Source organism: Amycolatopsis sp. NBC_01286 (assembly GCF_035982555.1).
Classification (GTDB): domain Bacteria; phylum Actinomycetota; class Actinomycetes; order Mycobacteriales; family Pseudonocardiaceae; genus Amycolatopsis.
In genome coordinates this window covers 9,015,930-9,040,910 of record NZ_CP108428.1, presented here as the reverse complement: position 1 = coordinate 9,040,910, position 24,981 = coordinate 9,015,930, and the positions used below count along the sequence as shown (strand labels likewise).

Annotated in this window: 27 protein-coding genes; 12 read left to right on the top strand and 15 right to left on the bottom strand. The window is 72.2% G+C overall.

Annotation, left to right across the window (positions count from 1 at the left end; all coding sequences use genetic code 11):
- The first annotated feature begins 20 nt into the window (after positions 1–20).
- Positions 21–794, top strand: a complete 774-nt coding sequence (locus tag OG570_RS41330; RefSeq protein ID WP_326948495.1) for a maleylpyruvate isomerase family mycothiol-dependent enzyme — start codon at positions 21–23, stop codon at positions 792–794.
- Positions 795–804: 10 nt separating this feature from the next.
- Here OG570_RS41330 and OG570_RS41325 read toward each other — a convergent pair whose 3' ends face one another.
- The gene (locus tag OG570_RS41325) at positions 805–1,686 is read right to left on the bottom strand and encodes an aminoglycoside phosphotransferase family protein (RefSeq protein ID WP_326954203.1); all 882 of its coding nucleotides are present in this window, start codon (positions 1,684–1,686) and stop codon (positions 805–807) included.
- 70 nt (positions 1,687–1,756) lie between these two features.
- Here OG570_RS41325 and OG570_RS41320 point away from each other — a divergent pair, with 70 nt between their 5' ends.
- Positions 1,757–2,518: an MBL fold metallo-hydrolase gene (locus tag OG570_RS41320; RefSeq protein ID WP_326954202.1), complete on the top strand. Its 762-nt coding sequence runs from the start codon at positions 1,757–1,759 to the stop codon at positions 2,516–2,518.
- A 10-nt stretch (positions 2,519–2,528) separates the two neighbouring features.
- On the opposite strand, the gene OG570_RS41315 is transcribed toward OG570_RS41320, so the two are convergent.
- Positions 2,529–3,092 (bottom strand): hypothetical protein, encoded by a 564-nt coding sequence (locus tag OG570_RS41315; RefSeq protein WP_326954201.1) that lies wholly within the window; start codon positions 3,090–3,092, stop codon positions 2,529–2,531.
- A gap of 195 nt (positions 3,093–3,287) precedes the next feature.
- Here OG570_RS41315 and OG570_RS41310 point away from each other — a divergent pair, with 195 nt between their 5' ends.
- Positions 3,288–4,103 carry a hypothetical protein gene (locus OG570_RS41310; protein ID WP_326954200.1) on the top strand — a complete coding sequence of 272 codons (816 nt, stop codon included), beginning with the start codon at positions 3,288–3,290 and terminating at the stop codon, positions 4,101–4,103.
- Positions 4,104–4,115: 12 nt separating this feature from the next.
- Here the strand turns inward: OG570_RS41310 and OG570_RS41305 are convergent, their stop codons facing one another.
- The 7 genes from OG570_RS41305 to OG570_RS41275 all read right to left on the bottom strand — a co-directional run bounded on the left by OG570_RS41305 (position 4,116) and on the right by OG570_RS41275 (position 10,250).
- On the bottom strand, positions 4,116–5,960 hold the full coding sequence (locus OG570_RS41305) for a glycoside hydrolase family 5 protein (RefSeq protein ID WP_326960299.1): 1,845 nt from the start codon (positions 5,958–5,960) through the stop codon (positions 4,116–4,118).
- A gap of 79 nt (positions 5,961–6,039) precedes the next feature.
- A complete protein-coding gene (locus tag OG570_RS41300; protein WP_326954199.1) occupies positions 6,040–6,774 on the bottom strand; it encodes a (R)-mandelonitrile lyase in 735 nt (244 codons plus the stop codon).
- 102 nt (positions 6,775–6,876) lie between these two features.
- Complete coding sequence (locus OG570_RS41295; RefSeq protein ID WP_326954198.1) at positions 6,877–7,440, bottom strand: TetR/AcrR family transcriptional regulator; 564 nt, start codon at positions 7,438–7,440, stop codon at positions 6,877–6,879.
- A 461-nt stretch (positions 7,441–7,901) separates the two neighbouring features.
- Positions 7,902–8,477: a PadR family transcriptional regulator gene (locus OG570_RS41290; RefSeq protein ID WP_326954197.1), complete on the bottom strand. Its 576-nt coding sequence runs from the start codon at positions 8,475–8,477 to the stop codon at positions 7,902–7,904.
- A 34-nt stretch (positions 8,478–8,511) separates the two neighbouring features.
- Complete coding sequence (locus tag OG570_RS41285) at positions 8,512–8,907, bottom strand: nuclear transport factor 2 family protein (protein ID WP_326954196.1); 396 nt, start codon at positions 8,905–8,907, stop codon at positions 8,512–8,514.
- 51 nt (positions 8,908–8,958) lie between these two features.
- Entirely contained in the window at positions 8,959–9,219 is a 261-nt protein-coding gene (locus OG570_RS41280; RefSeq protein WP_326948504.1) for a hypothetical protein, read from the bottom strand.
- A gap of 110 nt (positions 9,220–9,329) precedes the next feature.
- Positions 9,330–10,250, bottom strand: coding sequence for an SDR family NAD(P)-dependent oxidoreductase (locus tag OG570_RS41275; RefSeq protein ID WP_326954195.1), 921 nt, complete (start codon positions 10,248–10,250; stop codon positions 9,330–9,332).
- 134 nt (positions 10,251–10,384) lie between these two features.
- Between OG570_RS41275 and OG570_RS41270 the strand changes: the two genes are divergently transcribed.
- Positions 10,385–11,050: a TetR/AcrR family transcriptional regulator gene (locus tag OG570_RS41270; RefSeq protein WP_326954194.1), complete on the top strand. Its 666-nt coding sequence runs from the start codon at positions 10,385–10,387 to the stop codon at positions 11,048–11,050.
- Here the strand turns inward: OG570_RS41270 and OG570_RS41265 are convergent.
- Positions 11,047–11,631 (bottom strand): TetR family transcriptional regulator, encoded by a 585-nt coding sequence (locus tag OG570_RS41265; protein WP_326954193.1) that lies wholly within the window; start codon positions 11,629–11,631, stop codon positions 11,047–11,049. The genes OG570_RS41270 and OG570_RS41265 overlap by 4 nt on opposite strands.
- Positions 11,632–11,738: 107 nt before the next feature.
- Here OG570_RS41265 and OG570_RS41260 point away from each other — a divergent pair, with 107 nt between their 5' ends.
- Positions 11,739–12,635 (top strand): SDR family oxidoreductase, encoded by an 897-nt coding sequence (locus OG570_RS41260; protein ID WP_326954192.1) that lies wholly within the window; start codon positions 11,739–11,741, stop codon positions 12,633–12,635.
- Between the two features lie 3 nt (positions 12,636–12,638).
- On the opposite strand, the gene OG570_RS41255 is transcribed toward OG570_RS41260, so the two are convergent.
- Positions 12,639–13,364, bottom strand: coding sequence for an AraC family transcriptional regulator (locus OG570_RS41255; protein WP_326954191.1), 726 nt, complete (start codon positions 13,362–13,364; stop codon positions 12,639–12,641).
- Positions 13,365–13,417: 53 nt separating this feature from the next.
- Here OG570_RS41255 and OG570_RS41250 point away from each other — a divergent pair, with 53 nt between their 5' ends.
- Positions 13,418–14,689, top strand: a complete 1,272-nt coding sequence (locus OG570_RS41250) for an MFS transporter (RefSeq protein ID WP_326954190.1) — start codon at positions 13,418–13,420, stop codon at positions 14,687–14,689.
- Here OG570_RS41250 and OG570_RS41245 read toward each other — a convergent pair.
- Positions 14,679–15,296 (bottom strand): hypothetical protein, encoded by a 618-nt coding sequence (locus OG570_RS41245; RefSeq protein ID WP_326954189.1) that lies wholly within the window; start codon positions 15,294–15,296, stop codon positions 14,679–14,681. The two genes, OG570_RS41250 and OG570_RS41245, sit on opposite strands and share 11 nt — an antisense overlap.
- Positions 15,297–15,518: 222 nt before the next feature.
- On the opposite strand from OG570_RS41245, the gene OG570_RS41240 reads away from it, so the two are divergent.
- Both OG570_RS41240 and OG570_RS41235 read left to right on the top strand, forming a co-directional pair.
- On the top strand, positions 15,519–17,147 hold the full coding sequence (locus OG570_RS41240; RefSeq protein WP_326948512.1) for a GMC family oxidoreductase: 1,629 nt from the start codon (positions 15,519–15,521) through the stop codon (positions 17,145–17,147).
- Between the two features lie 14 nt (positions 17,148–17,161).
- Positions 17,162–18,736, top strand: coding sequence for a succinic semialdehyde dehydrogenase (locus tag OG570_RS41235; RefSeq protein ID WP_326954188.1), 1,575 nt, complete (start codon positions 17,162–17,164; stop codon positions 18,734–18,736).
- Here OG570_RS41235 and OG570_RS41230 read toward each other — a convergent pair.
- Positions 18,729–19,253 (bottom strand): CGNR zinc finger domain-containing protein, encoded by a 525-nt coding sequence (locus tag OG570_RS41230; protein ID WP_326954187.1) that lies wholly within the window; start codon positions 19,251–19,253, stop codon positions 18,729–18,731. The genes OG570_RS41235 and OG570_RS41230 overlap by 8 nt on opposite strands.
- A gap of 72 nt (positions 19,254–19,325) precedes the next feature.
- On the opposite strand from OG570_RS41230, the gene OG570_RS41225 reads away from it, so the two are divergent.
- Positions 19,326–20,495, top strand: a complete 1,170-nt coding sequence (locus tag OG570_RS41225; protein ID WP_326954186.1) for an MFS transporter — start codon at positions 19,326–19,328, stop codon at positions 20,493–20,495.
- A gap of 131 nt (positions 20,496–20,626) precedes the next feature.
- Here the strand turns inward: OG570_RS41225 and OG570_RS41220 are convergent, their stop codons facing one another.
- A complete protein-coding gene (locus OG570_RS41220; RefSeq protein WP_326954185.1) occupies positions 20,627–21,481 on the bottom strand; it encodes an SDR family oxidoreductase in 855 nt (284 codons plus the stop codon).
- Positions 21,482–21,598: 117 nt separating this feature from the next.
- Here OG570_RS41220 and OG570_RS41215 point away from each other — a divergent pair, with 117 nt between their 5' ends.
- Together OG570_RS41215 and OG570_RS41210 are read left to right on the top strand one after the other, a co-directional pair.
- Positions 21,599–22,000 (top strand): winged helix-turn-helix transcriptional regulator, encoded by a 402-nt coding sequence (locus OG570_RS41215; RefSeq protein ID WP_326948517.1) that lies wholly within the window; start codon positions 21,599–21,601, stop codon positions 21,998–22,000.
- Between the two features lie 61 nt (positions 22,001–22,061).
- A complete protein-coding gene (locus tag OG570_RS41210; RefSeq protein ID WP_326954184.1) occupies positions 22,062–23,054 on the top strand; it encodes a YihY/virulence factor BrkB family protein in 993 nt (330 codons plus the stop codon).
- Here OG570_RS41210 and OG570_RS41205 read toward each other — a convergent pair.
- Positions 23,051–23,842 carry an SAM-dependent methyltransferase gene (locus OG570_RS41205; RefSeq protein WP_326954183.1) on the bottom strand — a complete coding sequence of 264 codons (792 nt, stop codon included), beginning with the start codon at positions 23,840–23,842 and terminating at the stop codon, positions 23,051–23,053. The two genes, OG570_RS41210 and OG570_RS41205, sit on opposite strands and share 4 nt — an antisense overlap.
- Before the next feature lie 146 nt (positions 23,843–23,988).
- Between OG570_RS41205 and OG570_RS41200 the strand changes: the two genes are divergently transcribed.
- On the top strand, positions 23,989–24,978 hold the full coding sequence (locus OG570_RS41200) for a TerC/Alx family metal homeostasis membrane protein (RefSeq protein WP_326954182.1): 990 nt from the start codon (positions 23,989–23,991) through the stop codon (positions 24,976–24,978).
- Positions 24,979–24,981 lie beyond the last annotated feature (3 nt).

Sequence of the window (24,981 nt, the reverse complement as noted above, 5' to 3'; positions counted from 1 at the left end):
CCTCGGGAGTTGAGCGTGGCATGAGTCAACTCGTGGACCGCACCATCGCCGCCCTCCGCTCCGAGCACGACACGCTCGCCGGCCTCGTCGGCGGCCTCACCGACGACCAGCTCGCCACCACCAGCGGTGCCTCCGAGTGGACCGTCGCCCAGGCGCTTTCCCACCTCGGCAGCGGCGCGGAGATCGGCCGCGGGCCCATCGCCCGCGCCGCCGGGGAGACCGTGGCGGCCGAAGACAACCAGACGATCTGGGCCCGCTGGGACGCGTCCGCGCCGCGCGCGCAGGCCGAAGGCTTCCTGGAGCACAACGCCCGCTGGCTCGACACGGTCGAGGCGCTCACGCCCGAGCAGCGCTCGTCGCTGACCGTCGACCTCGGCTTCTGGCCGGAGCCGGTCCCGCTGCTGACCGCGCTGGGCATGCGGTTCAACGAGGTGGCCAACCACTCGTGGGACGTGCGCGTGGCCTTCGAGCCGGACACCGGCGTGGACCCCGGCTCGGCCGAGGTGCTCGTCGAGCTCCTGTCCGGGCCCGTGGGCTTCCTGCTGGGCTTCCTCGCGAAGCCGGCCGAGCTCGCGGACCCGGTGTCGGTCGCGGTCCCCGGCGGCGCGCTGGTGATCGACGACGCCGTCACCCTGGTGGATCACCTGGAGGCGCCGACCGCGACGTTCGACGGGCCGGCGGAAGCGTTCGTCCGGCTGATCAACGGCCGGCTCAAGGCGCCCTACGACAAGGGCGTCACCGTCGAGGGCGGCGTCACGCTCGACGACCTGCGCCGCGTGTTCCCCGGTTTCTGACCGGCCCGGTTCACCGGGTCAAGGCGAGCAGCTCGTCGATCACCGGCTCCGGACCGTCGTGGGTGAGGTGCGCGATCGCGAACATCGGCGCGACCACGCGGCTCCAGGCGTAGAGCCGGTCGCCGTCGAGCCCGCACGCGGCCGCCACCCGCCGGCACCGGGTCTCGACCCCTTCGAGCCCGGCGCCGGCGACCACGTAGTCCACGGCGTCGAAGCACGGATCGCCGAGGCACGCCTTCGGGTCGATCGCGACCAGACCGCGCGACGGGCCGCCGTCCAGGGCGTTGCCGAGGTGCAGGTCGCCGTGCAGCAACACGACGGTGTCCTGCGTGTCCAGCAGTTCCCCGCAGCGCCGGATCGCGCGGTGCCAGGTGGCCTGGCCGATCCGGGCGCCGATCGCCGGGTCGGCCAGTTTCCGGCCGATCCGGGCGAAGGACTCGTCGAACCGGCCGCGCAGGTCCCACGGCCAGTCCGCGGGCGGGGCCACGGCGTGCAGCGCGGCGAGCAAGTCGCCCCACAGCCGGGGCAGTGATGTCTGCGGCAGGTCTTCGGCCTCGGTGCCGGGCCGGATCTCCTCCAGCACCATGGCCCCGGCTCCCGGGTCGGTGGCCAGCACGGCCGGCACCCGGCCCGAGGCCGCGAACACGCGCAGCATCTCCGCCTGCTTGGTCAGCAGTGTCCGATCCGGACTGAGCTTGAGCACCGCGGGTGTCCCGTCCGGCCGGCGGCAGCGCAAGACGACGGACGCGGCCCCGCTCGCGAACACCTCGCCGGGCCCGAGACCCCACCGGGCGGCCAGCCGGGCCGCGAGAGCGGGGACGTCGGCGAGCCACCCCGCGGCCCCAGGACCGAACCGGTCCACCAGCCGCACGCGCACGTCGTCCAGGTCCACCTCGGCAGTTTGCCACCGCCGGAGGGTGTCGCTTCTCGCGCCGGCCGGGGACATCTGACAAAGTGGCCCGATGCTGAAGCAGGTGGCCGACGGGGTCTGGGTCCGGCAGAGCGAGTGGGTCTGGAGCAACGCCGTCGTGGTGCGCGGGGACACCGGGCTGGTCCTGGTCGATCCGGGCATCGACGGCGCCGACCTGAACCAGCTCGCCGACGACGTGGACGCGCTCGGCGTGCCGGTGGTCGCCGGGTTCTCGACCCACCCCCACTGGGACCACCTGCTCTGGCACTCCCGCTTCGGCGACGTCCCGCGCTACGCCACCGCCGCCGGCGCCCAGGTCGCGGGTGAAGCGCGCGAGCGGGCGCAGAAGATGGCGGAGGAGAGCGCCACGGGCATCCCGCTCGAGCTGATCGGGCTCCTCACCCCGCTGCCCGCGGACGGCGGACCGGTGCCGGGCGAGATCCTCGAGCACGAAGCGCACACCATCGGCCACGCCGCGATCCTGCTCGCCGACCGCGGCGTCCTGCTCGCCGGCGACATGCTCTCCGACGCCCTGATCCCGCTGCTCGACCCCCGCCGCCCCGACCAGCTGAACGCCTACGAGGCGGCCCTCGACCGGCTGGCCGAGGCGTCCCGGCAGGTCGACGTCGTGGTCCCCGGGCACGGCGCCGTCGCCGAGGGCGCCGAGGTGGCGGGCCGCCTCGCCGCCGACCGCGCCTACATCGAAGCCCTGCGGCGAGGAGAAGAACCGGTGGACGCGCGCCTCGAACAGCACGACTGGCTTTCCGCCCCGCACCAGATGAACCAGAAGCAGGCCGGCCACACCTCCGGCTGACGGACGTTTCCTAGTGCGCGCCGAACCGGTGTGCACCGGCCGCGGACGCCATGAGGGTCATCGGCCAGCGGATGTCGCCGGGCTCGTCCCGGGTCCGGCGACGCAGCACGGTGTCCAGCTGCGCGCCGGTGAGGCGGCCGCCGGTGGCGACGCACTGGCGCACCAGGGAACGCGTCTCCTCGTCCGCCGAGGCGTGTTCGGGCTCCCACAGCTTCAGCGCGTGCACGGCCGCGCGGCGTGACAGATCCGGCGTCGCCGCGTACCAGTGGCCGGTCTTGCCCGGCGGCGGATCGATGGGCACCCGGCGGCCGAGCCGTTTCTGCTTCACGCGCGAGTCCGCGTAGGCGGCGCCGGCGCTACGCCACTGCGCCCGGCCGGTTTCCAGCGCCGCCAACGCGTCCAGGAGGGCTCGCTCGTGCCGCTGGTACGGGCCGGTGAGCTCGGCGAGGAAGCTCAACGTCGCCCGGTGGCCGATCGGGTGGTAGAGGCGCACGCACGAACACAGTGCCGCGACGCGCTGACCGTGGGCCAGCCGGCCGTCCCGCACTCTGCGTGCTCGCTCGCCGAACCCCATTCCGGCAGCCTACCGAGCGGCACCCACCGGATTACGCCCATTGGTGCCGCCCAGGCGTTACAGAAAGACGCATTCAAGAATTGCAACCACTGAATCGAGTGAATCCGCGGCGTTCGCGGTCACGGACGGCTGGCGGCGACGTACGGTTGTTGTTTCCGCACCTCCGATCCGAGCCGTCGAGCACGGACGGACGGTGTGCGTTCCGGGCTCTACCAATCCAAGGCGGCGAGCTACGGCATGCAGGCGGACAGCCCGCTCGACTGGGACCTGTCCGAGTGGCAAGGGGCGACGATCATTCGCCCGTCCGGGGTACTGGACGTCGGCACCTACGGGGTGCTGCGGGACGCGCTGCTCAAGTGCGCGGCCGACCAGCCCCGTGCGGTGATCGTCGACCTCGAGGCACTCGCGATCACCAAGGATCACCTGACCAGCGTCTTCGTCGCCGTGTGGCTGCGGATCTCGCAGTGGTCGACGGTGGCGCTGGTGGTCGTCCCGGGCTCGGCGCACGCGGCCCTGGCGCGGCACGGCCCGATGCGGCGCTTCGTGACGGTCCGGCCCACCGTGCTCGACGCACTGGCCGGGCTGGGTGACCCGCCGCCGCGTCGCCGCACGGAACTGTGGTTGCCCTCCTCACCGCGCAGTGTGGGCGCGGCGGCCCCGTTCGTCACCGACACCTGCGGCAACTGGGACATCGATTCGCTGGGGGAGCCGGCGGTCACGGTGGCGGGTGAGCTCGTGGCCAACGCCGCCGAACACGCGCATTCGCCGGCGCGGTTGCGGTTGGAGCTGCGGCTGGGCCGGCTCACCGTCGCGGTCGCCGACGACGACGTGCGTCCGGTGTCGCTGCCCCCGGTCGGCAAGAGGACGCCGGAGCCGCGCAGCGGGCTTCCGCTCGTCGCGCACCTCGCGCACGCCGCGGGCTGGTCGCCGAAGCAGTCCGGCGGGAAGATCGTCTGGGCCGTCCTCCGGCCGCCGCACGCGCAGCCGGTACCGGTGCCCGACGGCGACTGAGCCGGCCCCGGTTCAGGAGCGGCAGAGCAGCGCGTCCGGCGTCCGGTTCGAGCCGATGCGGCCGGTGTAGGCCACCCCGGCGACGTACTCGCCCGGGGCGCACTGGCCCTTGTAGCTGCCCGAGGCGAAGTCGCCGCCGAGGTCGCCGGAGGGGCGGTTGTCGCCGCGGTCGAACCAGACCGTGCGGCCGGTGCGGCCCAGCGGGGTCGCCGACTTGCCGCACAGCACGGCCGAAACCGCCGCACCCTTCACGCTGTAGCCGACCACCGCGTGGTCGGCCGGGCACTGCAGCTTGGTGTAGCCGGACGCCCAGTCCGTGTCCACAAAGGACTCGTCGCGGGTCACGACGTACCCGGACGGCACCGGGAGCGTGCCCGTGCACAGGCCGCGGTTGCCGGTGTGGGCGAGACCGGTGAGGCGCTGGCCGTCGGGGCAGACGCCCTTGCGCGCGCCGGGATTCCAGTCCGGCAGCGCGCGGACCGCGCGGGATTCCTGGAAGTCGCCGTAGTCCAGGTTCAGCATCGACCAGTGGTCGGCCTGCGGGATCGGCCCGGTGCGCGACGGCGCGCTCACCAGCCGCTGCCACGCCGGGCCGCGCCAGTCCCGGCCGTCGAGGACGTCGATGCGGTTCCCGGCGCTGTCCCACGCGAGCAGCGACCAGCCGTCGCCCGTGCCACCGGTCTGGAAGCCGACCGCGGGCCAGTAGGCGAAGTCCGTGTCGGTCTCGGCGAGGTAGTTCACGAAGGTCTCGAAGAACGCGCGGGACGCCGGGTCGGTGGTGTTGCGGCCCTCGCCGAACTCGCTGATCCACAGCGGCGCGGTGTAGTGCTTGCCGGTGTCCTGCTCGACGAAGAACGCCTGCCGGTACAGGGTGTCACGCAGGTCCTGGGGCGAGAGGTCGCGGTAGCGCGGGTCGTGGGTTTCGCCGATGCCGGTCGCGCCGGAGTGGTTCGGCCCGGTGTAGCCGTAGAAGTGCGCGGAATAGACCAGCTTCCCGGAGTCCACGAGCGTGTGCGACAGCGTCCGGGCGGGTTCGAGGGTGGGCCGGCCGTGCGCGAAGCCGTCGATCGGCAGGCCGGTCCAGTTGATGCCCTCGACGATCATCAGCAGGTCCGGGTTCGCCTCGGTCAGGATGCGGTCGGCGACCTGCTGGCTCGCGCGCTGCCAGTCCTTGTCGTTGCCCCAGCCCCAGTTGGGGTCGTCGAAGGTGTTGCGGCGCACCTCGTTGTACAGGTCGGCGCCGGCCACCCGCTTGTTCGCGGCGTAGCGCCGCGCCATGAACAGCCAGTCGTCCTGCCACTGCTGCTCGGTCTGCGCGGTGTTCCAGCGCTCGTTGCCGTCGAGACCGCAGCACCAGCGCGACGTCGTGGTGTGGTTGTTGAGGATCACGGCGAACCCGCGCGCGGTCAGCCGCTCGACGACGCGGTCGTAGACCTGCAGCGGCGTCTTGCCGCGCAGGTCCGGGTTGGCCGGCAGGTCGGGCACCGGCGTCGCGTCGTGGATCATCGCGTTGGAGAACTGCAGCCGCACGCTGTTGAGGCCCAGCTGCGCGAGCCCGTCGATGACGGTGTCGATCGACGCGCGGTCGAGCCCGAGCGGCGTCTGGTAGGCGATTTCGCCGGCGTGGTGGTTGGCCGGATCGCTGATGTCACCGGAACCGGTCCAGGTGCCGCTCGCGCCGTGCCAGTTGGCGGCCTTCAGCTTGAACCGGTTGCCCGCCGCGTCGACGATGTAGCGGCCGCGGGTGCTGAGCGGGCCGGCCCAGGGCGCCGGATCCGCGTGGGCGGGATCCGGCGCCAGCGCGGAGATCGGGGCGGCGACGCCGGTGGCCAGCAACGCGGTGAGCAGCGCACTCATGATCCTCACGCGCGGAGGCTAACGGGTGTTTCGCCCGGTTGTATACCGGCAGCCGGGTGCGGGCCCGCCGTTCGTCGGGTCAGCTCTCGAGCGGGGTCAGGCTGGGGGTTTCGCCCGGCCCGACGGGGAAGCAGGCCAGGAAGGTGACGCCGTCCTCCTGCGCGTCGAAGCGCGCGATCCGGGCCGCTTCGGGCTCGTAGAAGACGTCCCCGGGCGTGAGCACCGATTCCGGCTCGCCGTCGATCTGGTAGACGGCCGAGCCGGTTTCGATGCTGCCGAAGACGGGTCCATTGTGGACGTGCAGCCCGGTGCCGAAGTCCGGCGCGATGGTGATGCGGCGCAGCTCGACGTAGTCGACCACCCGGGGTTCCGGGAGCCGCTGCTGCAGCACCAGCGTGCGCGTGACGGGCTCGGCCGGGACGGCCATGGGTTCGGCGGCGCTCACCGGCTCGGCGAACTCCGCCGTGGTCCCGTCTTCGGGGAGTTCCTCGATGGCCAGGTGCGTCATCGACGTGGTGTCGGTGGCGCCGTGCCAGTGCCATTCGCCAGGAGCGACGCGGACGGTGTCGCCGGCCCGGATCACCTGGGCCGGGCCGCCCCGGCGCTGGACGTAGCCGGTGCCCTCGGTGACGACGAGCACCTGGCCGAGCGGGTGCCGGTGCCAGCGCGTACGCGCACCGGGGGCGAACTGCACGCGGTCGACCTGGGTGCGCGACGGCCCTTCGGGGACGGCGAGCGAGGTGACCCAAGCACTGCCGGTGATGACGTCGGCGGGCGCGGCGGCGGTGGCGGACGGAACGTGACGGACGTGCACGGAAACTCCCCAGGTTCAGCGGGTGTGGGCGGCGAGCAGTGAAAGGACGCCGGAGACGGCTTGGTCGAACGGTCCGGGCGCGGCGGCGGACATTCCGCAGGTTCAGCGGGTGTGGGCGGCGAGCAGCGAGAGCACGCCGGAGACGGCTCGGTCGAACGGTTCGGGCGCGGCGGCGGCGCGAGCCAGCACGTACCCGCCCTGCAGCACGGCGACGATGGTGGCGGCGAGCGCGGCGGTGTCCAGTGCGGCAGGCAGTTCTTTCGCGGCCCGGCCTTCGTCGAGAACCGCGGCGAGTTTGGCCTGCAGGAGGGTCAGGGTCTCGTCGACCGGAGCCCGCAGCTGCGGATCGGCCACGATGTCGGGATCCTGCGTGAGCCGGCCGATGGGACAGCCACGCAGCACTTCGCGCTCACGACGCAGGTACGCGGTGACCCGTTCGACGGCGGTCCCGGGCCCACGCAGCTGCGCATCGGCCGCGGCCAGCAGCTCATCGGCACTACGCCGCACGGCGGCCAGCGCCAGCTCCCGCTTGCCGGCGAAGTGGTGGTACATGCTGCCCTGCCCGGCACCCGCGCGCTGCTGGATGGCCTTGGGGCTCGTGCCCACGTAACCGCGTTCCCACAACAGTTCCCGGGTGCTGTCGATCAGCTGGTCTCTCGTCCCCATGAGTCGGACTGTACATACTAGTAGGTACAGAATCAACAGAGAGTGGGCCCGCGAGGGATCCGCCCGTTGTCGTGTCGGCCGCTCCGGTCAGCGTGCTGGCTGCCGGCAGCGGGACCGTCGGCTGTGAACAGCCACCTCGACGGTCGCGGGTGGCAACTCAGTTGCTGGGGGCGGTCAGCGCGGCGTCCGGAAGGGTCAACTCGGCGGCGGAAGGCCCAACACGTTGGCCGGAGCGGCGAACGCGGCGACTGGAGCGGCCAGGTCGGCACCGGAGCGACCAACTCGGTGGCCGGAACGGCCGACGCAGCGACTGGAGTGACCAACTTGGCGACCAAGGCGGCCGACACGACAACCGGAGTGACCAACTTGGCGACCAAGGCGGCCGACACGGCCACCGGAGTGGCCGACTTGCCGGCAGCCGAAGGGGCGGCCGGAACGGGCGGAGCGAAACCGCCCTGTGGTCAGGGTTTTGTCGGTTGTCTCACCCGCGCGCGGAGGTCGAGGGTCCGGAGGGCCTGCCGGCACCAGCGGAGGTTCTCGTGTTCGAACGACAGCCCGCGCATCAGCGTCAGGTACGGCCCGATCCGCTCCGCCTCCACCAGGTAGTCGTCCTCGAAGCGGCCGTCCAGCAGGCGTGTGCGGAGCTTCTCGTAGCGGGCGATCTTGGCCTCCGCCGCCGTCGCCCGCTCCTCGAGTGCGGTTCGGACGGCCGGTTCGTCGCCCGCGTCCACCGCCTGGACCTGCACCATCAGCTCGTCGCGGATCGTGCCGGGGCGGGGTGGGCCGGCCGTGAACGCGTGCAACGCCTCCCGGCCGGCTTCGGTCAGCGAGAACAGGCGCTTGTCGGGGCGCCGTTCCTGGTGGACGACCCGGGCGTGCACCAGGCCGGCGGCCGCCATCCGGTCCAGTTCGCGGTAGAGCTGCTGTGGGGTGGCCATCCAGAAGTTCGCCACGGACGCGTCGAACACCTTCGCGAGGTCGTAGCCCGACGCCTCGCCTTCGAGCAGCGCGGCCATCAGCGCGTTCCGCAGTGCCACCCGGTTCCCTTCCGTGACCTAGTCAACGAATTGACTAGGCGCCGACGGCCTCGCGCTGGATCTGCTCGAACTGCGCGGCCATCGCGGCCGAGAGCGCCTGGGCGGCCGACAGCGGGCGCACCATCACCGTGAACTCGTCGATCAGGCCGTTCTCGTCCAGGTGCAGGAAGTCGCAGCCCTCGACCGCGGTGTCCCCGATCCGGGCCTCGAAGACGAGCGCGTGGTCCCGGCCGTCACCACCGTCGAGCTCCCGGACGTACCGGAAGTCCTCGAACACCCGGAGCACGCCGCGCAGGATCGCGGCGGTGATCGCCTTGCCCGGGTACGGCCGGAACGCCACCGGGCTCCGGAACACCACCTCCGGCGCCAGCGCGGCCGCCATGGCCTCGGGATCACGTGCCTCGACGGCCTGCCGGAAGCTGCTGCTCACATCGCACCTCGGGTAGTCAAAAAGTTGAGTACCCGACCAGCTTAGAGGGTGCTACTCCGGCATGGTCACCGGATCGCGTTCGGACTCGGTCGTCCACAGCCAGGCGTCGTGCAGCGCGGCGATGAGCCGCTCGTCGTCCTCTTCGCTGGGCTCGTCGCCGACCGGCAGCCAGGTCTCCTCGGCCGGTGCGCCGTCCAGCTCGCGCCGGAGCACGATCCCGGAGTACTCGAACTCCGCGTCCGGGTCCGGATCGACACTGACATGACGTGGCTGAGCGGCCACATCGACCCGCCGAGCTCGACTTTCGGACATCGGCACCCCAGCCTTCCCGCGCGATACTGGACAGTCGCTGCGGCACCGGGACTCGTTACAGCCGTGAGGGTAGAAATACCCTCGTGCGAGATGAATTCACCGGGTAGGGGTCACCCGACGGGGTACTCGACGGGGTACTCGACGGCCGTGAGCTCCTCCGAAACCTGCCACAGACGCCGCTGAAGCGCCAGGTCGTGGGACTGCGGGCTGGAGGCGACGACCTCCGGGTTGCCGCGGTAGCCGCCCAGCCCGTCGGGGCCGTAGTACTGGCCGCCGAGGGCGCCGGGGTCGGTGGCGGCACGCAGGATCGGCAGCGAGCCCCGCGCCGAGTCCTGGGTGAACAGGGGCGCGACCGCGGCGAAGACCCCGCGGAGCGCGGCGGGGGAGTTGCGCATCAGCTCGGTGCGGGCGACGCCGGGGTGGGCGGCGAGGGCGGCCGTGGTGCCGTGCGGCGCGAGCCGGCGCTGCAGCTCGTACCCGAACAGCAGGTTGGCGAGCTTGGACTGGCCGTAGGCCGCGACGCGGTCGTAGGAGTTCTCCCACTGCAGGTCGTCGAAGTGGATCGCGGCGCGGAGGCGGTGGGCGATGCTGGCGACCGCCACGACCCGCGAACCGGGCACCGGCAGCAGGAGGTCCAGCAGCAGGCCGGTGAGCGCGAAGTGCCCGAGGTGGTTCGTGCCGAACTGCAGCTCGAAGCCTTCGCGGGTGGTCTGCCGCGGCGGGTACATCACGCCGGCGTTGTTGATCAGCAGGTCGATCTTCGGCAACGCCGTGTGCAGCTCGGCCGCGGCGGTGCGGACCGACTCCAGTGACGCCAGGTCCAGCTCCTGCACGGTGACGTCGGCGCCGGCACCGAAGCGGGCCGCCGCCTGCTTGCCCTTTTCGACGTCGCGGACGGCCAGCACCACCGACGCGCCGCGCTCGGCGAGCACCTGGGCGGTCTCGAAGCCGAGGCCGGTGTTGGCGCCGGTCACGACGGCCACGCGGCCCGTCTGGTCCGGGACGTCGCGGGCGGTCCAGTGTTCGGCCATGTCGGTCGCTCCTTCGGAGATCGGCCCTTGCGGACCGGCGGTCTGTTATGCCTTCGACGTTAAAGAACCGTCGGTCTATTGTCAAGAGACTGCCGGTCTTTAACTCCGGGTGCAAGACGGTTACCCTGTGTCGCATGACGTTCCAGCGGGCGCGCAGCGCGGAGCAGCGGGAGGAACGGCGCCGCAAGATCCTCGACACGGCGCTGGTGATGCTCGACGAGATGCCGGTGGCCGAGGTGAGCCTCAACGAGCTCAGCCGCCGCGTCGGGCTGGCCAAGTCGAACGTGCTGCGGTACTTCGAATCCCGCGAGGCCGTGCTGTTCGAGCTGCTGGACCAGGCGCTGGAGGACTGGCTGCCTGACGTGGCGGCCGAGCTGGCCGCCGGCGTCGATCCCGGCCGGTCCGCGCGGGAGCGCGGCGACCGGCTGGCGGCGATCGTGGCGAATTCGCTGGCGAAGCGCACCGTGCTGTGCGACCTCATCAGCGCACAGGCCGGCGTCCTGGAGCACAACGTCTCCGTCGACGTCGTCGTGCGCTACAAGCGATCCGCGCTCGCGAGCCTCGACGCCATGGTCGAGCTCGTCGCCCGGCACGTGCCGGAGGTCGGGGCCGCGGCGAAGCAGGTGTGCCTGCTGGCCATGATCCTGGCCGGTGGCCTCTCGACGCACTGCCGGCCCTCGGCCAGCACGCTCGCCGCGTACGCGACCGACCCCGCGCTCGCCGAGCTGCGGATCGACCTGGCCGCCTCGCTGGAACACGGCCTCGCCCTGCTGATCTCGGGGGCCGTGGCGCGGGGTTAGCCCGCCGGCGTCGGGCTCGCGCTGGTCAGGGCGCGCAGTTCGGCCAGGACGTCGTCGGCGATGTCGGCCAGCGACCGGTCCTCGCCGTCGCGGATCCACTGCGTGAACGCGATCCCGAACACCGCGGTGACCGACTGCCCGGCCAGCGAGGCCGCCGGATCGGCGACGCCCCGTGCGCGGAAGGCGTCGGCGAGCGTGGTGGCGAGGACGGCCATCTTGTGCAGTTCCCGTTCCTGCAGCGCGGGATTCCGGTCGATGACGGACTGGCGGGTGCGGGAGTGCGGGCGGCGCTCGTCCGGGAAGAAGGCCGACGCGGACCGCAGCGCGCCGGCGACGACCTCGATCGGCGACGCGTCCGGCGGCGCGGCATCCATGCCGCTGAGGAACGCCTGCGCGAACAGCTCCTGCCCGTGGAAGAGCGCCTCGCGCTTGTCGGTGAAGTGGCGGAAGAACGTGCGCTCGGTCAGGCCGACGGACTGGGCGATCTCCGCCGCCGTCGTCTCTTCGAACCCGCGGGTGGCGAACAGCTCGAGCGCGGCCCGCTGCAGCCGCTCCGGGGTTCCCGGTTCCCAACGCACCATGTCGTCGAGTCTAGGTGATGACAGCGACTGACTTCGAGAGTACGTTGATGTCAGTCACCGACGTCAGTCGCTGACATCGAGTTCGACCACAGAGGGAGTTACACCTCATGCGCGTTTTCGTCACCGGAGCCTCCGGCTGGATCGGCTCCGCCGTCGTCGACGAACTGCTCGCCACCGGCCACGAGGTCACCGGGCTCGCCCGGTCCGACGCCTCCGCCGCGGCCCTCGAAGCCAAGGGCGTCCGGGTCCGCCGCGGCGACCTCGACGACCTCGACGGCATCCGGGCCGGCGCCGAGGTCGCCGAAGCCGTCATCCACCTGGCCAACAAGCACGACTTCGCGAACCCGGCCGTGTCGAGCGCGGCCGAACGGGGCGCCGTCCAGACCATCGGCGACGCGCTCACCGGCACCGGCCGCCCGTTCCTGCTGGCGTCGGGGATCGCCGCGCTCACCCAGGGCCGGCCCGCCACCGAAGCCGACGCGTCCCCGTTCCACGGCCTGGAAAGCCCGCGCGGCGGCAGTGAGAACCTCGCGCTCGAGTTCGCCGGCCGCGGCGTGCACCCGGTGAGCCTGCGGTTCTCGCCGACCGTCCACGGCACCGCCGACCACGGGTTCATCGCGGTCCTCACCGCGATCGCCCGCGAGAAGGGCGTTTCCGGCTACCCCGGCGACGGGACCAACCGCTGGGCCGCCGTGCACGTGACCGACGCCGCCCGGATGACCGTCCTCGGCCTGGAGAAGGCGCCCGCGGGCAGCCGCCTGCACGCCGTCGCCGAGGAAGGCGTGCCGACGCGCGAGATCGCGGAGGCCATCGGCCGCGCGTACGACCTGCCCGTCGCCTCCATCGCGGCCGACGACGTCCAGGAGCACTACGGCTGGATCGGCGGGTTCTTCGCCATGGACCTCGCCGCGACCAGCACGCAGACGCGTGAGCTGCTCGGCTGGACGCCCACCGGGCCGACCCTCGTCGAAGACCTCGACGCGGGCGCGTACGGCACCAAGTAGCCGCTAACCGCCGGCGGCCGCGGCGCGGTAGGTGCCGGGGGTCTGGCCCATGGTCCGGGTGAAGGTGTCGACGAAGGCGCTGGTGGTGGCCCAGCCGCAGCGGTGCGCGGTCTCCGTGACGGTGCTTCCCGCGGTGAGCTCGAGCATGGCCTGGAAGACCCGGGTGGTGGTGCGCCACTGGGGGTACGTCGTGCCGAACTCGCCGCGGAAGAGCCGCGCGAGGTGACGGTCGCTGGCGCCGACCTGACGGGCGAGCCAGGTGATGGTCCGCGGGCTCCCGAGGTCGCCGGTCACCAGCCGGCAGGCGTGGGCCAGCCGGGGGTCGCGGGCGCGGGGGAGCGTCAGCGGGGCGACGTGGGCGCGGCGGACGCGGTCGTGGATCACGGCCCGCAGCCGGCGGGCCTCGCCCGGCGCCAGGCCGGGCTCGGTGGCGGCGATCAGCAGTTCGCGCAGCAGCCCGGAAACGGCGATGACCGTGGGCGAGTCGCCGGGCAGCAGCGCTTCCTGCGTCGCGAAGGCGAGGGTGTGGACCTCGGCGTGCCCGTGGACGCGGTGCTCGTGCCAGGTGCGGGCGGGAATCCAGGCGGCGCGGTGGGCGCCGGCGGCCCACGTCCCGTGGTCGGTGTGGACGGCGAGGACCCCGCTGCTCACGTAGATGAGCTGGTGCTCCTCGTGCCGGTGCCGGGTGATGACCTCACCCGGGTGGTGCCGATGGCGGGTTTGCGACACAAGGTGGCAGTTTATCGGAAGTCTGCCGGGTCGTCGCCGACCATCGTGGAGGGATGACCCCTGTCGTGCCGCCCCGGTTCCGGGACCGCCTGCGCCGCGTCGTCGCGGACACCCGGCCGCTGGCCGTGCCCGCGTTCCGGCGGACGTTCCTCGGGCAGAGCACCGCCGTCATCGGCATGACCGTCACCGCGGTCGCCGTCCCGGTGCAGCTCTACGCGCTGACGCGGTCGTCGCTGGTCGTCGGGCTCGGCGGCCTGGTCGGCTTCGTCCCGATCGTCGTGTTCGGCCTCTACGGCGGCGCGGTCGCCGACGCCGTCGACCGGCGGAAGCTGTACCTGCTGACGTCGCTCGTCACGTGGTTCGTGACGCTCGCGCTGCTGGCCCAGAGCGTCCTGGAGGTGCGGTCGCCGGCGCTGCTCCTCGCGCTGGTCGCCGTCCAGTCGGGCGGGTTCGCCGTCTCCGCGTCCGTCCGCAGCGCGATGGTGCCGCTGCTGGTGCCCGCCGAGTACATCCCCGCGGCCAACGCCCTGAACTACACGGCCGGCAGCGTCGGTCAGGTGGTGGGGCCGCTCGTCGCGGGTGTCCTCATCGGACTGCCGGGCGGCTTCGGCTGGGCCTACGGCGCCGACGCCGTGCTGTTCGCGGCGGCGCTGTACGCGGCCTTGCGGTTGCCGTCCTTCCCGTCGGCGGCCCCGGCCGGGCGTCCCGGCCTGCGGTCGGTGCTCGAAGGCCTGCGGTTCCTCGGCGGGAACCCGGTCCTGCTGATGTCGTTCGCCGTCGACATCGCCGCGATGGCGCTGGCGATGCCGGAGGCGCTGTTCCCGCAGGCCGCCGCCACCCAGTTCCACGGCGGCGTGGGCCCGCTGTACTCGGCGATCGCCGTCGGCTCGATCCTGGCCGGCTCGCTGAGCGGCTGGATCGGCCGGGTGCGCCGGCAAGGCGTCGCGCTGACGTGCGCCGTCGCCTGCTGGGCGGCCGCCGTCGCCGCCGCGGGGTTCGTGCATAGCCTCTGGGCCGCCGTCGCGCTGCTGGTCCTCGCCGGAGCGGCCGACCTGGTCAGCGTCGTCTACCGGCAGACGATCCTGCAGACGTACGTGCCGGACCGGATGCGCGGCCGGCTGCAGGGCGTCTACACCGTGGTGGTCTCGGGCGGCCCGCGCCTGGGCGACGTCCGGGCGGGCGCGATGGCCGCCGCGACGACGTTGACGATCGCCTGGTCGGGGGCGGCGCTGCTCTGCGTCGTCGTGGTCATCGCCGGGGCGCTGAGCGTGCGGCCGTTCTGGCGCTACGACAGCCGGGACCACGCCGGGGAAATCAGAACCTGACCTGACCGAGGAGTGCGCCGGCGACGGTGTGCAAAGCGTCGTCACGCACTTCGGGCGCCTCGGAGGACACCATCAGGGCCGCGTCCCCGCCGGTGGCCGCCAGCCCGCCGACGGCCACCGAACCCCCGACGACCTTCACCTCGCCGGGCCCGGGCTTGGTGTCCAGGAAGGCCCGCAGGTCGTCGACCGCCAGGCGCGCGTCCCGCTGGAGCTGCGGGGCGAGCAACGCCATCGCGCCCTTGGCCCGGGTGGCGACCAGCCGGACCGTGAGCGCCTGGCCGCCGACCTGGTAGCCGCACTCGAGGTACGCGCCGGCGGCCGCGTCGAGCGCGGACATCCCGTTCTGCTGCGCGGCGATCGGGTCGGCCGCGGGCGTGCTGGTTCTGGACACCTCGACGTCGACGGCGTCCGGCGTGACCGGGCGGTCGACCCCGGCGGTCCGCAGGGCGCCGGGTACGTCGAAGCCGACGGGGCAGGTCGCGGGCCTGCCGCCGGAAGCGGCCTGGCGGACGGCGTCCACGGCGACCTGGTGGTCGTCACCCGACGAGCAGCCGGCCGGCGACGTGGCCCCGGCGAGCAGGGCCAGGCAGAGCAGAGAGCGCGCCATGAAGGGAAGTTAGCGCGCCGGCTCCGGTCCGCGAGGCGGAATGGATCAACCGCACGGCGTGGTGGACGCCCTCGTCGTGGACGTGCGCAAGCCGCGCTCCGGCCGACCGCGCCCGCCAGGGGCCCGGCGGGACATTGCGCGTCGTGGGCGAACGCTATACGGTGACGCCAGAACTAGAACAGGTTATAGTTTCTGGGTGGCGGGCCGGACCGAGGAGCGGACATGGCGAACAAGGCGCCGCGCGGCGACGAAGCCGACTACGTGGTCGTCGGGTCGGGGAGTTCGGGGGCCGCGATCGCGGGGCGGCTCGCGGCGTCGGGCGCGAGCGTGATCGTGCTCGAAGCCGGCAAGACCGACGAGAAGCTGCTGCTCAAGAAACCGGGCCTCGTCGGACCCATGCATGCCGTGCCCCAGCTCAAGAAACCCTTCGACTGGGGCTACTACTCCGTGCCGCAGAAGCACGCCCTCGACCGCCGGATGCCGGTGCCGCGGGGCAAGGTCGTCGGCGGCTCCAGCTCCATCAACGGCATGGTCTACGTCCGCGGCAACCGCGCCAACTTCGACTCCTGGGCCGCCGAGGGCAACACCGGCTGGGACGCCGACAGCGTCAACGCCGCGTACAAGCGGATGGAAGACTTCGAAGACGGCGAGAACGCGTTCCGGGGCGCGGGCGGGCCGATCCGGGTCACCCGCAACAAGAGCCCCGAAGAGGGCGCCCTGCAGTTCATCCAGGCCACCGCCGACACCGTCGGCTGCAAGATCCTCGACGACTACAACGGCGAGTCGCAGGAAGGCGTCAGCCGGATGCAGCAGAACGCCGCCGACGGCCTGCGCTACAGCGCCTCGCGCGGTTACCTCCACCACCTCGCGGCGCCGACGCTGCAGCTGCAGTCCGGGGTGCTGGCCAAGAAGGTCGTCATCGAGAACGGCCGCGCGGCCGGCGTCGAGGTCGTCGACGCCGACGGCACCCAGCGCACGATCCGCGCCGGCAAGGAAGTCATCCTCTCCGCCGGGTTCGTCGGGTCCGCGCAGCTGCTCATGCTCTCCGGCGTCGGCCACGCCGAGCACCTCCGGGAGCACGGCATCGACGTCGTCGCGGACCTGCCGGTCGGCGACAACCTGCACGACCACATGTTCCACGCGCTGACCTTCCACGTGACGTCGAGCCGCAACTCCGGCACGCCGGCGTACTTCGCGCGCGGCCTGGTCAAGGAGCTGCTCCGGCCCGGAACGACGTTCCTGGCGAACTCGGTGTTCGAGGCGGTCGCGTTCCTCAAGACGTCCCAGGCCGACGCGGTCCCCGACCTCCAGCTGCACCTGCTGCCGTGGGCGTACGTCTCGCCCAACCAGGACGCGCCGATCCGGCACGACGTCGACAAGCGCACCGCGCTCACCGTGCTGACGACGCTGATCTACCCGAAGAGCCGCGGCACGCTGCGGCTGGCGTCGGCGGATCCCACCGCGGCCCCGCTGATCGACCCCCAGTACCTCGCCGACCCGGCCGACCTCGAGGTGCTGGGCGAGGGTTCGGAGCTGGCGCGCGAGATCTTCGCGTCGAAGGCGTTCAACGGCGCGGTCAAGGAAGAGATCCACCCGGGCCCGGCGCTGAAGGGCCAGGCCCTGCGCGACGCCATCCTCAACCGCGCGACGTCGGTCTACCACGGTGTCGGCACCTGCCGGATGGGCGTCGACGAGCTCGCGGTCGTCGGCCCCGACCTCAAGGTCCGCGGCGTCGAGGCGCTGCGGGTCTGCGACGCCTCGATCATGCCGTCGATCACCGGCGGCAACACCAACGCCCCCAGCATCATGATCGGCGAGATGGGCGCGCACCTCGTCCTCTCCGGCAACTGACGGGAAGTGCGACCATGACCCTCACCCCGCTCGGGATCACCCGGCCGGCGTCGGCGACGGACGCGTTCCTGAAGGGGCTCGTGGCCCGCGTGCCGGGCACCTCCGGCGCGACCTGGAAGCTGACCGAGGTCTACACCGGCGACACGCTCGTCGAGCTGCCGCAGTCGGCACCGGCCGACATCGAGCGGGCGTTCGCCGTCGCGCGCGAGGCGCAGCGCGCGTGGGCCGCCACCCCGCTCAAGCAGCGGCTCGCGGTGTTCAAGCGGGCGCACACGCTCTTCGTCGACCAGGCGCGGATAGTCACCGACCTCATCCAGGCCGAGAGCGGCAAGAACCGCCGGATGGCGATCGAGGAGACCTGCGACCCGGCGATGGTGATGAGCCACTACCTCCGGCGGGCCGCCAAGCTGCTGGCGCCGACCAAACGCGGCGGGCCGGTGCCGCTGCTGACGACGTCGACCGAGATCCGCCAGCCCAAGGGTGTCGTCGGCATCATCGCGCCGTGGAACTTCCCGTTCGCCACCGGCATTTCCGACGCCGTGCCGGCGCTGATGGCCGGCAACGCCGTCGTGCTGAAGCCCGACAACAAGACGGCGCTGTCACCCCTTTACGGCATCCAGCTGCTGGAGGAAGCCGGGCTGCCGAAGGGGCTGTTCCAGGTGGTGTGCGGCGAGGGCCCGGACGTCGGCCCGACGCTCATCGACCACGCCGACTACGTGATGTTCACCGGCTCGACGGCCACCGGCCGGGTGATCGGCGAGCGGGCCGGGCGCAACCTCATCGGCTGCTGCCTCGAGCTCGGCGGCAAGAACCCGATGATCGTGCTCGACGACGCCGACCTCGAGGAAGCCGCGCAGGGCGCGATCTTCGGCGCGTTCGGCAACACCGGCCAGATCTGCATGCACATCGAGCGGATCTACCTGCCGGAGTCCCGCTACGCCGAGTTCACCAAGGCGTTCGTGGCCAAGACGCAGGCCCTCGACGTCCGCGCGGCCTACGACTTCGGCCCCGACATGGGCTCGCTGGTGTCCGTCGACCACATGCGCCGCGTCAAGGAGCACGTCGACGACGCCGTCGCGAAGGGCGCCACGGTGCTCTGCGGCGGCAAGCCGCGGCCCGACCTCGGCCCGGCGTTCTTCGAGCCGACGATCCTCGAAGGTGTCACGAAGGACATGCTCTGCGGCGTCACCGAAACCTTCGGACCCGTTGTGGCACTGCACAAGTACGGCACCGTCGACGAAGCCGTGGCGCTGGCCAACGACACCGACTACGGCCTCAACGCCTCGGTCTGGGGCGGTGACCTCGACGCCGCCCGGGCCGTCGCCGCGCGCCTGGAATCGGGCAACGTCAACATCAACGACATCCTCGCCACCGCGTTCGCCGCCAAGGGAACGCCGTCCGGCGGGGTGAAGAACTCCGGCGTCGGCGCCCGCCACGGCGATCAGGGCCTGCTCAAGTACACCGACGTGCAGAACCTGGCCGTGCTCAAGAAGCAGGTCATGGGGCCGAAGCCGGGCCAGGATCACGAGAAGTACGTCGAGAGCATGCTTTCCGGGCTGAAGCTGATGCGCAAGCTGCGCATCAGGTGACTTCCGCGCTCTTGCGACGCCGATAGTTCGCCGACTTCGTCTTGGTCCCGCAGGTCGTCATGCCGCACCAGCGGCGGCGGCCGGCGTGGGACGCGTCGAGGAACAGCCGGCTGCAGTCGGGGTGCGCGCACTCCCGGACCCGGTCCGTGTGCGGGCCGGCGAGCAGGTCGATGGCGTCGCGGGCGAGCGTGGACAACGCCTGGTCCAGGTCGCCGCGGTACTCGACCGCCGTGCCGGTCCACTGCGGTACCAGGGGCGACCCGGCCGCGAAATCGTTGAGCCGGGCGCGGTCCTCGGCCCGGTTCGCGGTGCGGCACAAGCGGTTGACGACCTCGCGGAGGTCGACGGTCCGGCGCAGCCCGGCGTCGTCGACGGCGGCGGGGGAGTAGCCCGCCTCGGCCAGCCAGCGCGTGACGTCCTCCGGGACCGCAAGCAGCTCGCGAGGGTGCTCGTGGTGACGGACCTGCAGGGTCGTCGTCAGGTCCAGGCTGGGCCGGCCGCTGAGGAAGGTGAACACGTCACCATATTGACCGGTGACGCGCCCCTCTGACAAGGTGGCGTCACCAGTCAAAGGGGTGATGGGGGTGTGATGTCCGGCTTGGCGCGTTACCTGACGGCGGCGGTGCTGGTCCGCGGGGCCGACAGCGGGGCCACGGTCGGGCTGGTCCTGCTCGCCGCCGACCAGCACCAGCCGGCCGCGGTCGGCGGCCTGCTCGTCGCCGCGCTCAACGCGCCGCACCTGCTCGGGCCGTGGCTGGCGGCCCGGCTGGACCGGACCCGCGAACCCCGGCGGCTGCTGGCGGCGTCCTACCTGGTCTACGGCCTGGCCCTGGCCGCCGGCGCACTGGCGCTCGGCCGGACGTCGCTGGTCGTGACGGTGCTGCTGGTGGCCGTCGCCGGGTGCTGCGGGCCGCTGCTGACCGGCGGGCTGAGCAGCGTGCTCGACGACCTCGGCCCGAACCGGCGCCGGCAGGGCTGGGACGCGTTGTCCTACGGGATCGGCGGCACCCTCGGCCCCGCGGCGACGGCCGGGCTCGCCGGCGTGACCGGCCCGGTCGACGCGCTGCTCGGGCTGGCGACCGCGGCCCTGCTCGCCGCCGGCCTGGCACTGACGTTGCCGCTCGGCACTGGGCGGACACCCCGCGAAGCCCTGGGCCTGCGCGCCGGGCTCGGAATGCTGGTGACGCGCCCGCCGCTGCGCCGCGTCACGGTGCTGACGCTGCTGGGCGCGGTCGAGCTGGGCGCGCTGCCGGTGGTCGCCGTCGCGTTCGGCCGTGACCTGCACGGCACGGCGACCGCGGGCGCCGCGCTGACCGTGGCCTACGGCGCGGGCAGCCTCCTGGGCTCGGCGCTGGTGACGGTGTGGCCGTTGCGCGGCGAACCGGAGGTGCAGGCGCTCCGGCTGTTCGCCGCGATGGCCGTGGCGACGGCGGTGTGCGCACTGGCGCCGGGTTACGGCCTCGCGGTCGCGGGGTTCGCCGCGCTGGGCGTGGCGAACGCGACGTCCTTCACCGCGACGCTGGCCTCCCGCAGCACCTACGCCCCGGAGGGCGCGCAGGCCCAGGTGTTCGTGACGAGCGCCGGGCTGAAGGTCGCGATGGCGGCGGTGGGCGCCGCCCTCGCCGGCACGGCAAGCGGCCTAGGCGGCCGAGCGCTGCTACTGGGAGCGGCGACGATCACCGGCCTGGCCGTGCTCGCGGCCCTGGTGGACCGGCGGCTCACGACCAGGCGGCTCGTCGCCGCCGGCTCGACGGACTGACGAGCCGCTTCGCCGACCTTCTGACGAGGGTTGTGATCGCGTCGGCGGGCGGCGTGGTCACGACGGCCCTGTGGTACTGGTTCCCTTTCGCAGTAAAAAGTTTTGGCCGCCGGTGGACCGCTGTCCGGGGCTCAGCCCTTGACGAGGGCCGCGACCGCGTCGGCCAACGGCGTCGTCGGGCGGCCGATCAGGGTGCTCAAGTCGCCGCTCGTGGTGGTCAGTTCGCCTTCGCGGATGCCGCGGTCGGCGTCGGTCAGCATGTCGGCCACCGGGTCGGGCAGGCCCGCCGAGACGAGGAGCTTCCGGTGCTCCTCCGGCGGGACGTCCTGGTACGTCACGGAAGTCCCGGACGCCTCGGTGATCGCCGCGGCGAAGTCGGCGTAGCTCCACGCGTCGTCGCCCGCCAGCTCGTACGTCTTTCCGGCGTGGCCGTCTCCGGTCAGGACGGCGACCGCCGCCTGTGCGAAGTCGAGCCGGGGGACGGCGCCGAGACGGCCGTCGCCCGCGCTGCCCGCGAACGAGCCGGTGGACAGGGCCTGCTGCACCGTCGCCGCGTAGTTCTCGGTGTACCAGCCGTTGCGCAGGACGGTGAACGGGATGCCCGCCTCCTGGATCAGCCGCTCGGTCGCCTTGTGGTCGGGCGCGACGAAGATCTTCGTCGTGTCGGCGTACAGGACGCTCGTGTAGACGAGGTGACGCGCGCCGGCCTCGCGGGCGGCGTCGATGACGGCCTGGTGCTGCGCGAGCCGCTGGCCGGGCGTGCTGCTGGAGATCAGCAGGACCTTCTCCGCACCCGCGAAGGCCGCCGCGAGGGTCTCGGGCCGGTCGTAGTCGGCCTCGCGGACCTGCACGCCGCGGGCGGCGAGGTCGTCGGCCTTCCGCGGGTCGCGCACCGCGGCGACGACCTGATCGGGCGAGGTCTTCTCGAGCAGGCCGTCCACGACCAGGCGGCCGAGATGTCCGGTGGCGCCGGTGACCACGATCATGCGTAACTCCTCAGGTCGGGTTGCTTACCTTGAGAGTGTACTAACTTTCAGGAAGTGCAAACCGATGGTGAGTACCGTCACTGGGGATTGTGCTGTCTGCCCGGTACCGTGGGGGGCATGACGGAAGCGCCGGAGTGGGTCGACGAGCACGGGCAGGTGGTGTTCGACGTGTTCGCGCAGGCGTGCACGTCCCGGTCCACGCTCGAGCACATCACCGGGCGCTGGGGGATCCTCGCGATGGCCGCGCTCTACGACGGCACCTTCCGGTTCAACGCGCTGCGCCGCCGCGTCACCGGCGTCAGCGAGAAGATGCTGGCCCAGACCCTGCAGGCCCTGGAGCGTGACGGCTTCGTGCTGCGCGAAGCCCAGCCGACCATCCCGCCGAAGGTCGAATACAGCCTCACCCCGCGCGGCCGGCGCACCGCGGACCTGCTGGTGAACCTGATCCACGACGTCGAAGGCCAGATGCCGGACGTGATGGCGGCGAACGAGGCCTACGACGCCCGCAAGGACGGCTGAGTCACTCGACCGGGTTTCTCCTCGCCCCGATCGGGTATGCCCCGCGGCGACGAGGCAGGAGATGGTGCCGGTGCGCAAGGGACGACAGAAGCAACCGGACGGCCCGACGGAGTTGTCGCGGCGTTCGTGGTGGGAAGTGCTCAAGCGCACCGTCCGCCAGTTCGGCCGGGACAACCTCACCGACTGGGCGGCCGCGCTCACCTACTACGGCGTGCTCTCGATCTTCCCCGGCCTGGTGGTCCTGACGGCGTTGCTGGGCCTGCTCGGCCCCGGCCCGACGCAGACCGTGATCGACAACATCAACCAGGTCGTTCCCGGCCAGGGCCGGGAAATCCTCGTCGGCGCGATCAAGGAGCTGTCCGGTTCGCGCAGCCTCGCCGGCCCGGTGGCGGTGCTCGGGCTGCTCGGCGCGCTGTGGTCGGCGTCCGGGTACGTCGGCGCGTTCATGCGGGCGGGCAACGCGATCTACGGCATGCCGGAGGGTCGTCCACTGTGGAAGGTCCTGCCGCTGCGGCTCGGGTTGACGATCGGCATCGTGGCGTTGCTGGCGGCGTGCGCGCTGGGCGTCGTGGCGACGGGCACGATCGCGCGGCGGCTCGGCGACCTCGTCGGGCTCGGCCCGACCGGCGTGCAGGTGTGGGAGATCGCGAAGTGGCCGGTGATCGCGGTCCTGATCAGCCTCACGTTCGCGCTGCTCTACTGGGCGGGCCCCAACGTGCGGCAGCCGGGCTTCAAGTGGCTGACCCCGGGCGGGCTGCTGGCGGTCGTGCTGTGGGTGGCGGCGTCGGCCGGGTTCGCGTTGTACGTCGCGAACTTCGGTTCCTACAACAAGACCTACGGTTCGCTGGCCGGGATCATCGTGTTCCTGGTGTGGTTGTGGATCTCCAACCTCGCGGTGCTGCTCGGCGCCGAGCTGGACGCCGAGCTCGCCCGCGGCCGCGGCATCGAAGGCGGCCAGGAGAGCGAGGACGAGCCGTTCCTGCCGCCGCGCGACACGAAGGCGATGGACGCCGACGAGGTCGAGGACGTGACCGACGCCGAGCGGGCGCGCTAGGGCTTGCGGCCCACGCCGGCGTAGACGTCGTCCGGTTCGGCGTCGCGGATGCCCGGTTCGGGGTGCCAGAGCGGGGCGCTCACCACGCCCGGCTCGACCAGCTCCAGCCCGTCGAACAGGGCCGCGACGTCGCTGTAGGGGCGGAAGTACATCGGGTCCCGGCTGTGGCGCATCGCGTCCGCGACCGCCGCCATCTCGCGCGGCGCGTGGTCGGCCGTCAGGTGCGACAGCGCGACGAAGCTGCCCGGCGGCAGCGCCGCGCGGTAGTCGGCGACGATCTCGGCCGGGCGCAGGTCGTCCGGGACGAAGTGGAACACCGCCACCATGAGCAGCCCGATCGGCCGGTCGAAGTCCAGCAGGGCCCGCACGTCCGGGTCGGTCAGCACGGTCCGCGGGCGGCAGAGGTCGGCCTCGACGACGACGGCGTCGCGGTTGCCCTCGAGGATGAGCCGGCTGTGGGCGACGGCGACCTCGTCGTAGTCGACGTAGACCACCCGGCACGCGGGGTCCAGGGCCTGTGCGACCTCGTGCACGTTGCCGACCGTGGGGATGCCGGACCCCAGGTCGAGGAACTGCGTGACACCCTGGTCGATCATGTACCGCACGGCGCGGCGCAGGAACGCCCGGTTGGACGCGGCCACCTGCCGGCCCGACGGCAGGACCGCCATCACCCGTTCGCCGACGACGCGGTCGGCGTCGAAGTTGTGGCTGCCGCCGAGCAGCCAGTCGTAGACCCGGGCCGCGCTGGGCAGCTTGATGTCGACACCCTCCGGGATCCGCTCGCCCACGGACACCGCGCACCTCGTTTCGCTCTCGTCCCCGGTGCGAAGGATACCCGGAAACCGCGCGGCCCCGGCGTCCGTCCACTGTGGACTCCACGTGCGCGGACGCGGAAATGTCCCTACTATCGGTGACAACGGAAGCGGGGGACAAAATGGACATCGGGGTCGGCACCTGGCTGGTCACCCTGGCCGTGATCCTCGGGCTGCTCGCGCTGGACCTGGTGCTCGCCGCGGTCCGGCCCCACAAGGTCGGGTTCCGCGAGGCCGTCGCGTGGTCGGTCGGCTACATCCTCGTCGCGGTCGTGTTCGGGGTGTGGGTGACCCTGGCGCACGGCGGCGAGTTCGGCACCGAGTACTTCGCCGGCTACATCGTCGAGAAGAGCCTGTCGGTCGACAACCTGTTCGTGTTCGTCATCATCATGACCACGTTCGCCGTCCCGGAGGAGCACCAGCACAAGGTGCTCACCTTCGGCATCGTGCTGGCCCTGGTGCTGCGCGGGATCTTCATCGTCGTCGGGGCGACCCTGCTGTCGCTGTTCACCTTCATGTTCCTGCTCTTCGGCCTGCTGCTGATCTACACCGCCGTGCAGCTGTTCCGCCACCGCGACGAGGATCCCGACGTCGAGAACAACGTCGTGGTCCGCACCGCCCGCCGGGTGCTGCCGCTGTCGGACGACTACGACGGCGGCCGGCTGACGACCAAGGTCGCGGGCCGCCGGCTGGTGACCCCGCTCGTGGTGGTGCTCGTCGCGATCGGCGGCGTCGACCTGCTGTTCGCCCTGGACTCGATCCCGGCGGTCTTCGGCGTCACCGACGAGCCGTACCTCGTGTTCGCCGCGAACGCCTTCGCCCTGCTGGGCCTGCGCGCGCTGTACTTCCTGGTCAAGGGCCTGCTCGACCGGCTCGTGTACCTCTCGACCGGGCTCTCGGTGATCCTCGCGTTCATCGGCGTGAAGCTGATCCTGCACTGGGCGCACGTCGACATCGACGAGGGCTTCCCGGAGATCCCCACCCCGCTCAGCCTCGGCGTGATCCTCGGCATCCTCGCCGTGGTCACGGTGGCCAGCCTGCTCAAGACCCGCCGGGACCCGGATGCGAAGGCGCACCCGGGTTCCCTGCGGGGGTCCGATCCCGAACCGTGACCC

What these genes read in the sequence shown, in the direction of transcription:
- OG570_RS41245 (WP_326954189.1), bottom strand. Translation starts at nt 15,296, where the DNA reads ATGGCGCGCTCTCTGCTCTGCCTGGCCCTGCTCGCCGGGGCCACGTCG.
- OG570_RS41250 (WP_326954190.1), top strand. Translation starts at nt 13,418, where the DNA reads ATGACCCCTGTCGTGCCGCCCCGGTTCCGGGACCGCCTGCGCCGCGTC.
- OG570_RS41280 (WP_326948504.1), bottom strand. Translation starts at nt 9,219, where the DNA reads ATGTCCGAAAGTCGAGCTCGGCGGGTCGATGTGGCCGCTCAGCCACGT.
- OG570_RS41215 (WP_326948517.1), top strand. Translation starts at nt 21,599, where the DNA reads ATGACGGAAGCGCCGGAGTGGGTCGACGAGCACGGGCAGGTGGTGTTC.
- OG570_RS41210 (WP_326954184.1), top strand. Translation starts at nt 22,062, where the DNA reads ATGGTGCCGGTGCGCAAGGGACGACAGAAGCAACCGGACGGCCCGACG.
- OG570_RS41320 (WP_326954202.1), top strand. Translation starts at nt 1,757, where the DNA reads ATGCTGAAGCAGGTGGCCGACGGGGTCTGGGTCCGGCAGAGCGAGTGG.
- OG570_RS41305 (WP_326960299.1), bottom strand. Translation starts at nt 5,960, where the DNA reads ATGAGTGCGCTGCTCACCGCGTTGCTGGCCACCGGCGTCGCCGCCCCG.
- OG570_RS41225 (WP_326954186.1), top strand. Translation starts at nt 19,326, where the DNA reads ATGTCCGGCTTGGCGCGTTACCTGACGGCGGCGGTGCTGGTCCGCGGG.
- OG570_RS41295 (WP_326954198.1), bottom strand. Translation starts at nt 7,440, where the DNA reads ATGGGGACGAGAGACCAGCTGATCGACAGCACCCGGGAACTGTTGTGG.
- OG570_RS41240 (WP_326948512.1), top strand. Translation starts at nt 15,519, where the DNA reads ATGGCGAACAAGGCGCCGCGCGGCGACGAAGCCGACTACGTGGTCGTC.
- OG570_RS41330 (WP_326948495.1), top strand. Translation starts at nt 21, where the DNA reads ATGAGTCAACTCGTGGACCGCACCATCGCCGCCCTCCGCTCCGAGCAC.
- OG570_RS41200 (WP_326954182.1), top strand. Translation starts at nt 23,989, where the DNA reads ATGGACATCGGGGTCGGCACCTGGCTGGTCACCCTGGCCGTGATCCTC.
- OG570_RS41265 (WP_326954193.1), bottom strand. Translation starts at nt 11,631, where the DNA reads ATGGTGCGTTGGGAACCGGGAACCCCGGAGCGGCTGCAGCGGGCCGCG.
- OG570_RS41270 (WP_326954194.1), top strand. Translation starts at nt 10,385, where the DNA reads ATGACGTTCCAGCGGGCGCGCAGCGCGGAGCAGCGGGAGGAACGGCGC.
- OG570_RS41260 (WP_326954192.1), top strand. Translation starts at nt 11,739, where the DNA reads ATGCGCGTTTTCGTCACCGGAGCCTCCGGCTGGATCGGCTCCGCCGTC.
- OG570_RS41220 (WP_326954185.1), bottom strand. Translation starts at nt 21,481, where the DNA reads ATGATCGTGGTCACCGGCGCCACCGGACATCTCGGCCGCCTGGTCGTG.
- OG570_RS41275 (WP_326954195.1), bottom strand. Translation starts at nt 10,250, where the DNA reads ATGGCCGAACACTGGACCGCCCGCGACGTCCCGGACCAGACGGGCCGC.
- OG570_RS41315 (WP_326954201.1), bottom strand. Translation starts at nt 3,092, where the DNA reads ATGGGGTTCGGCGAGCGAGCACGCAGAGTGCGGGACGGCCGGCTGGCC.
- OG570_RS41235 (WP_326954188.1), top strand. Translation starts at nt 17,162, where the DNA reads ATGACCCTCACCCCGCTCGGGATCACCCGGCCGGCGTCGGCGACGGAC.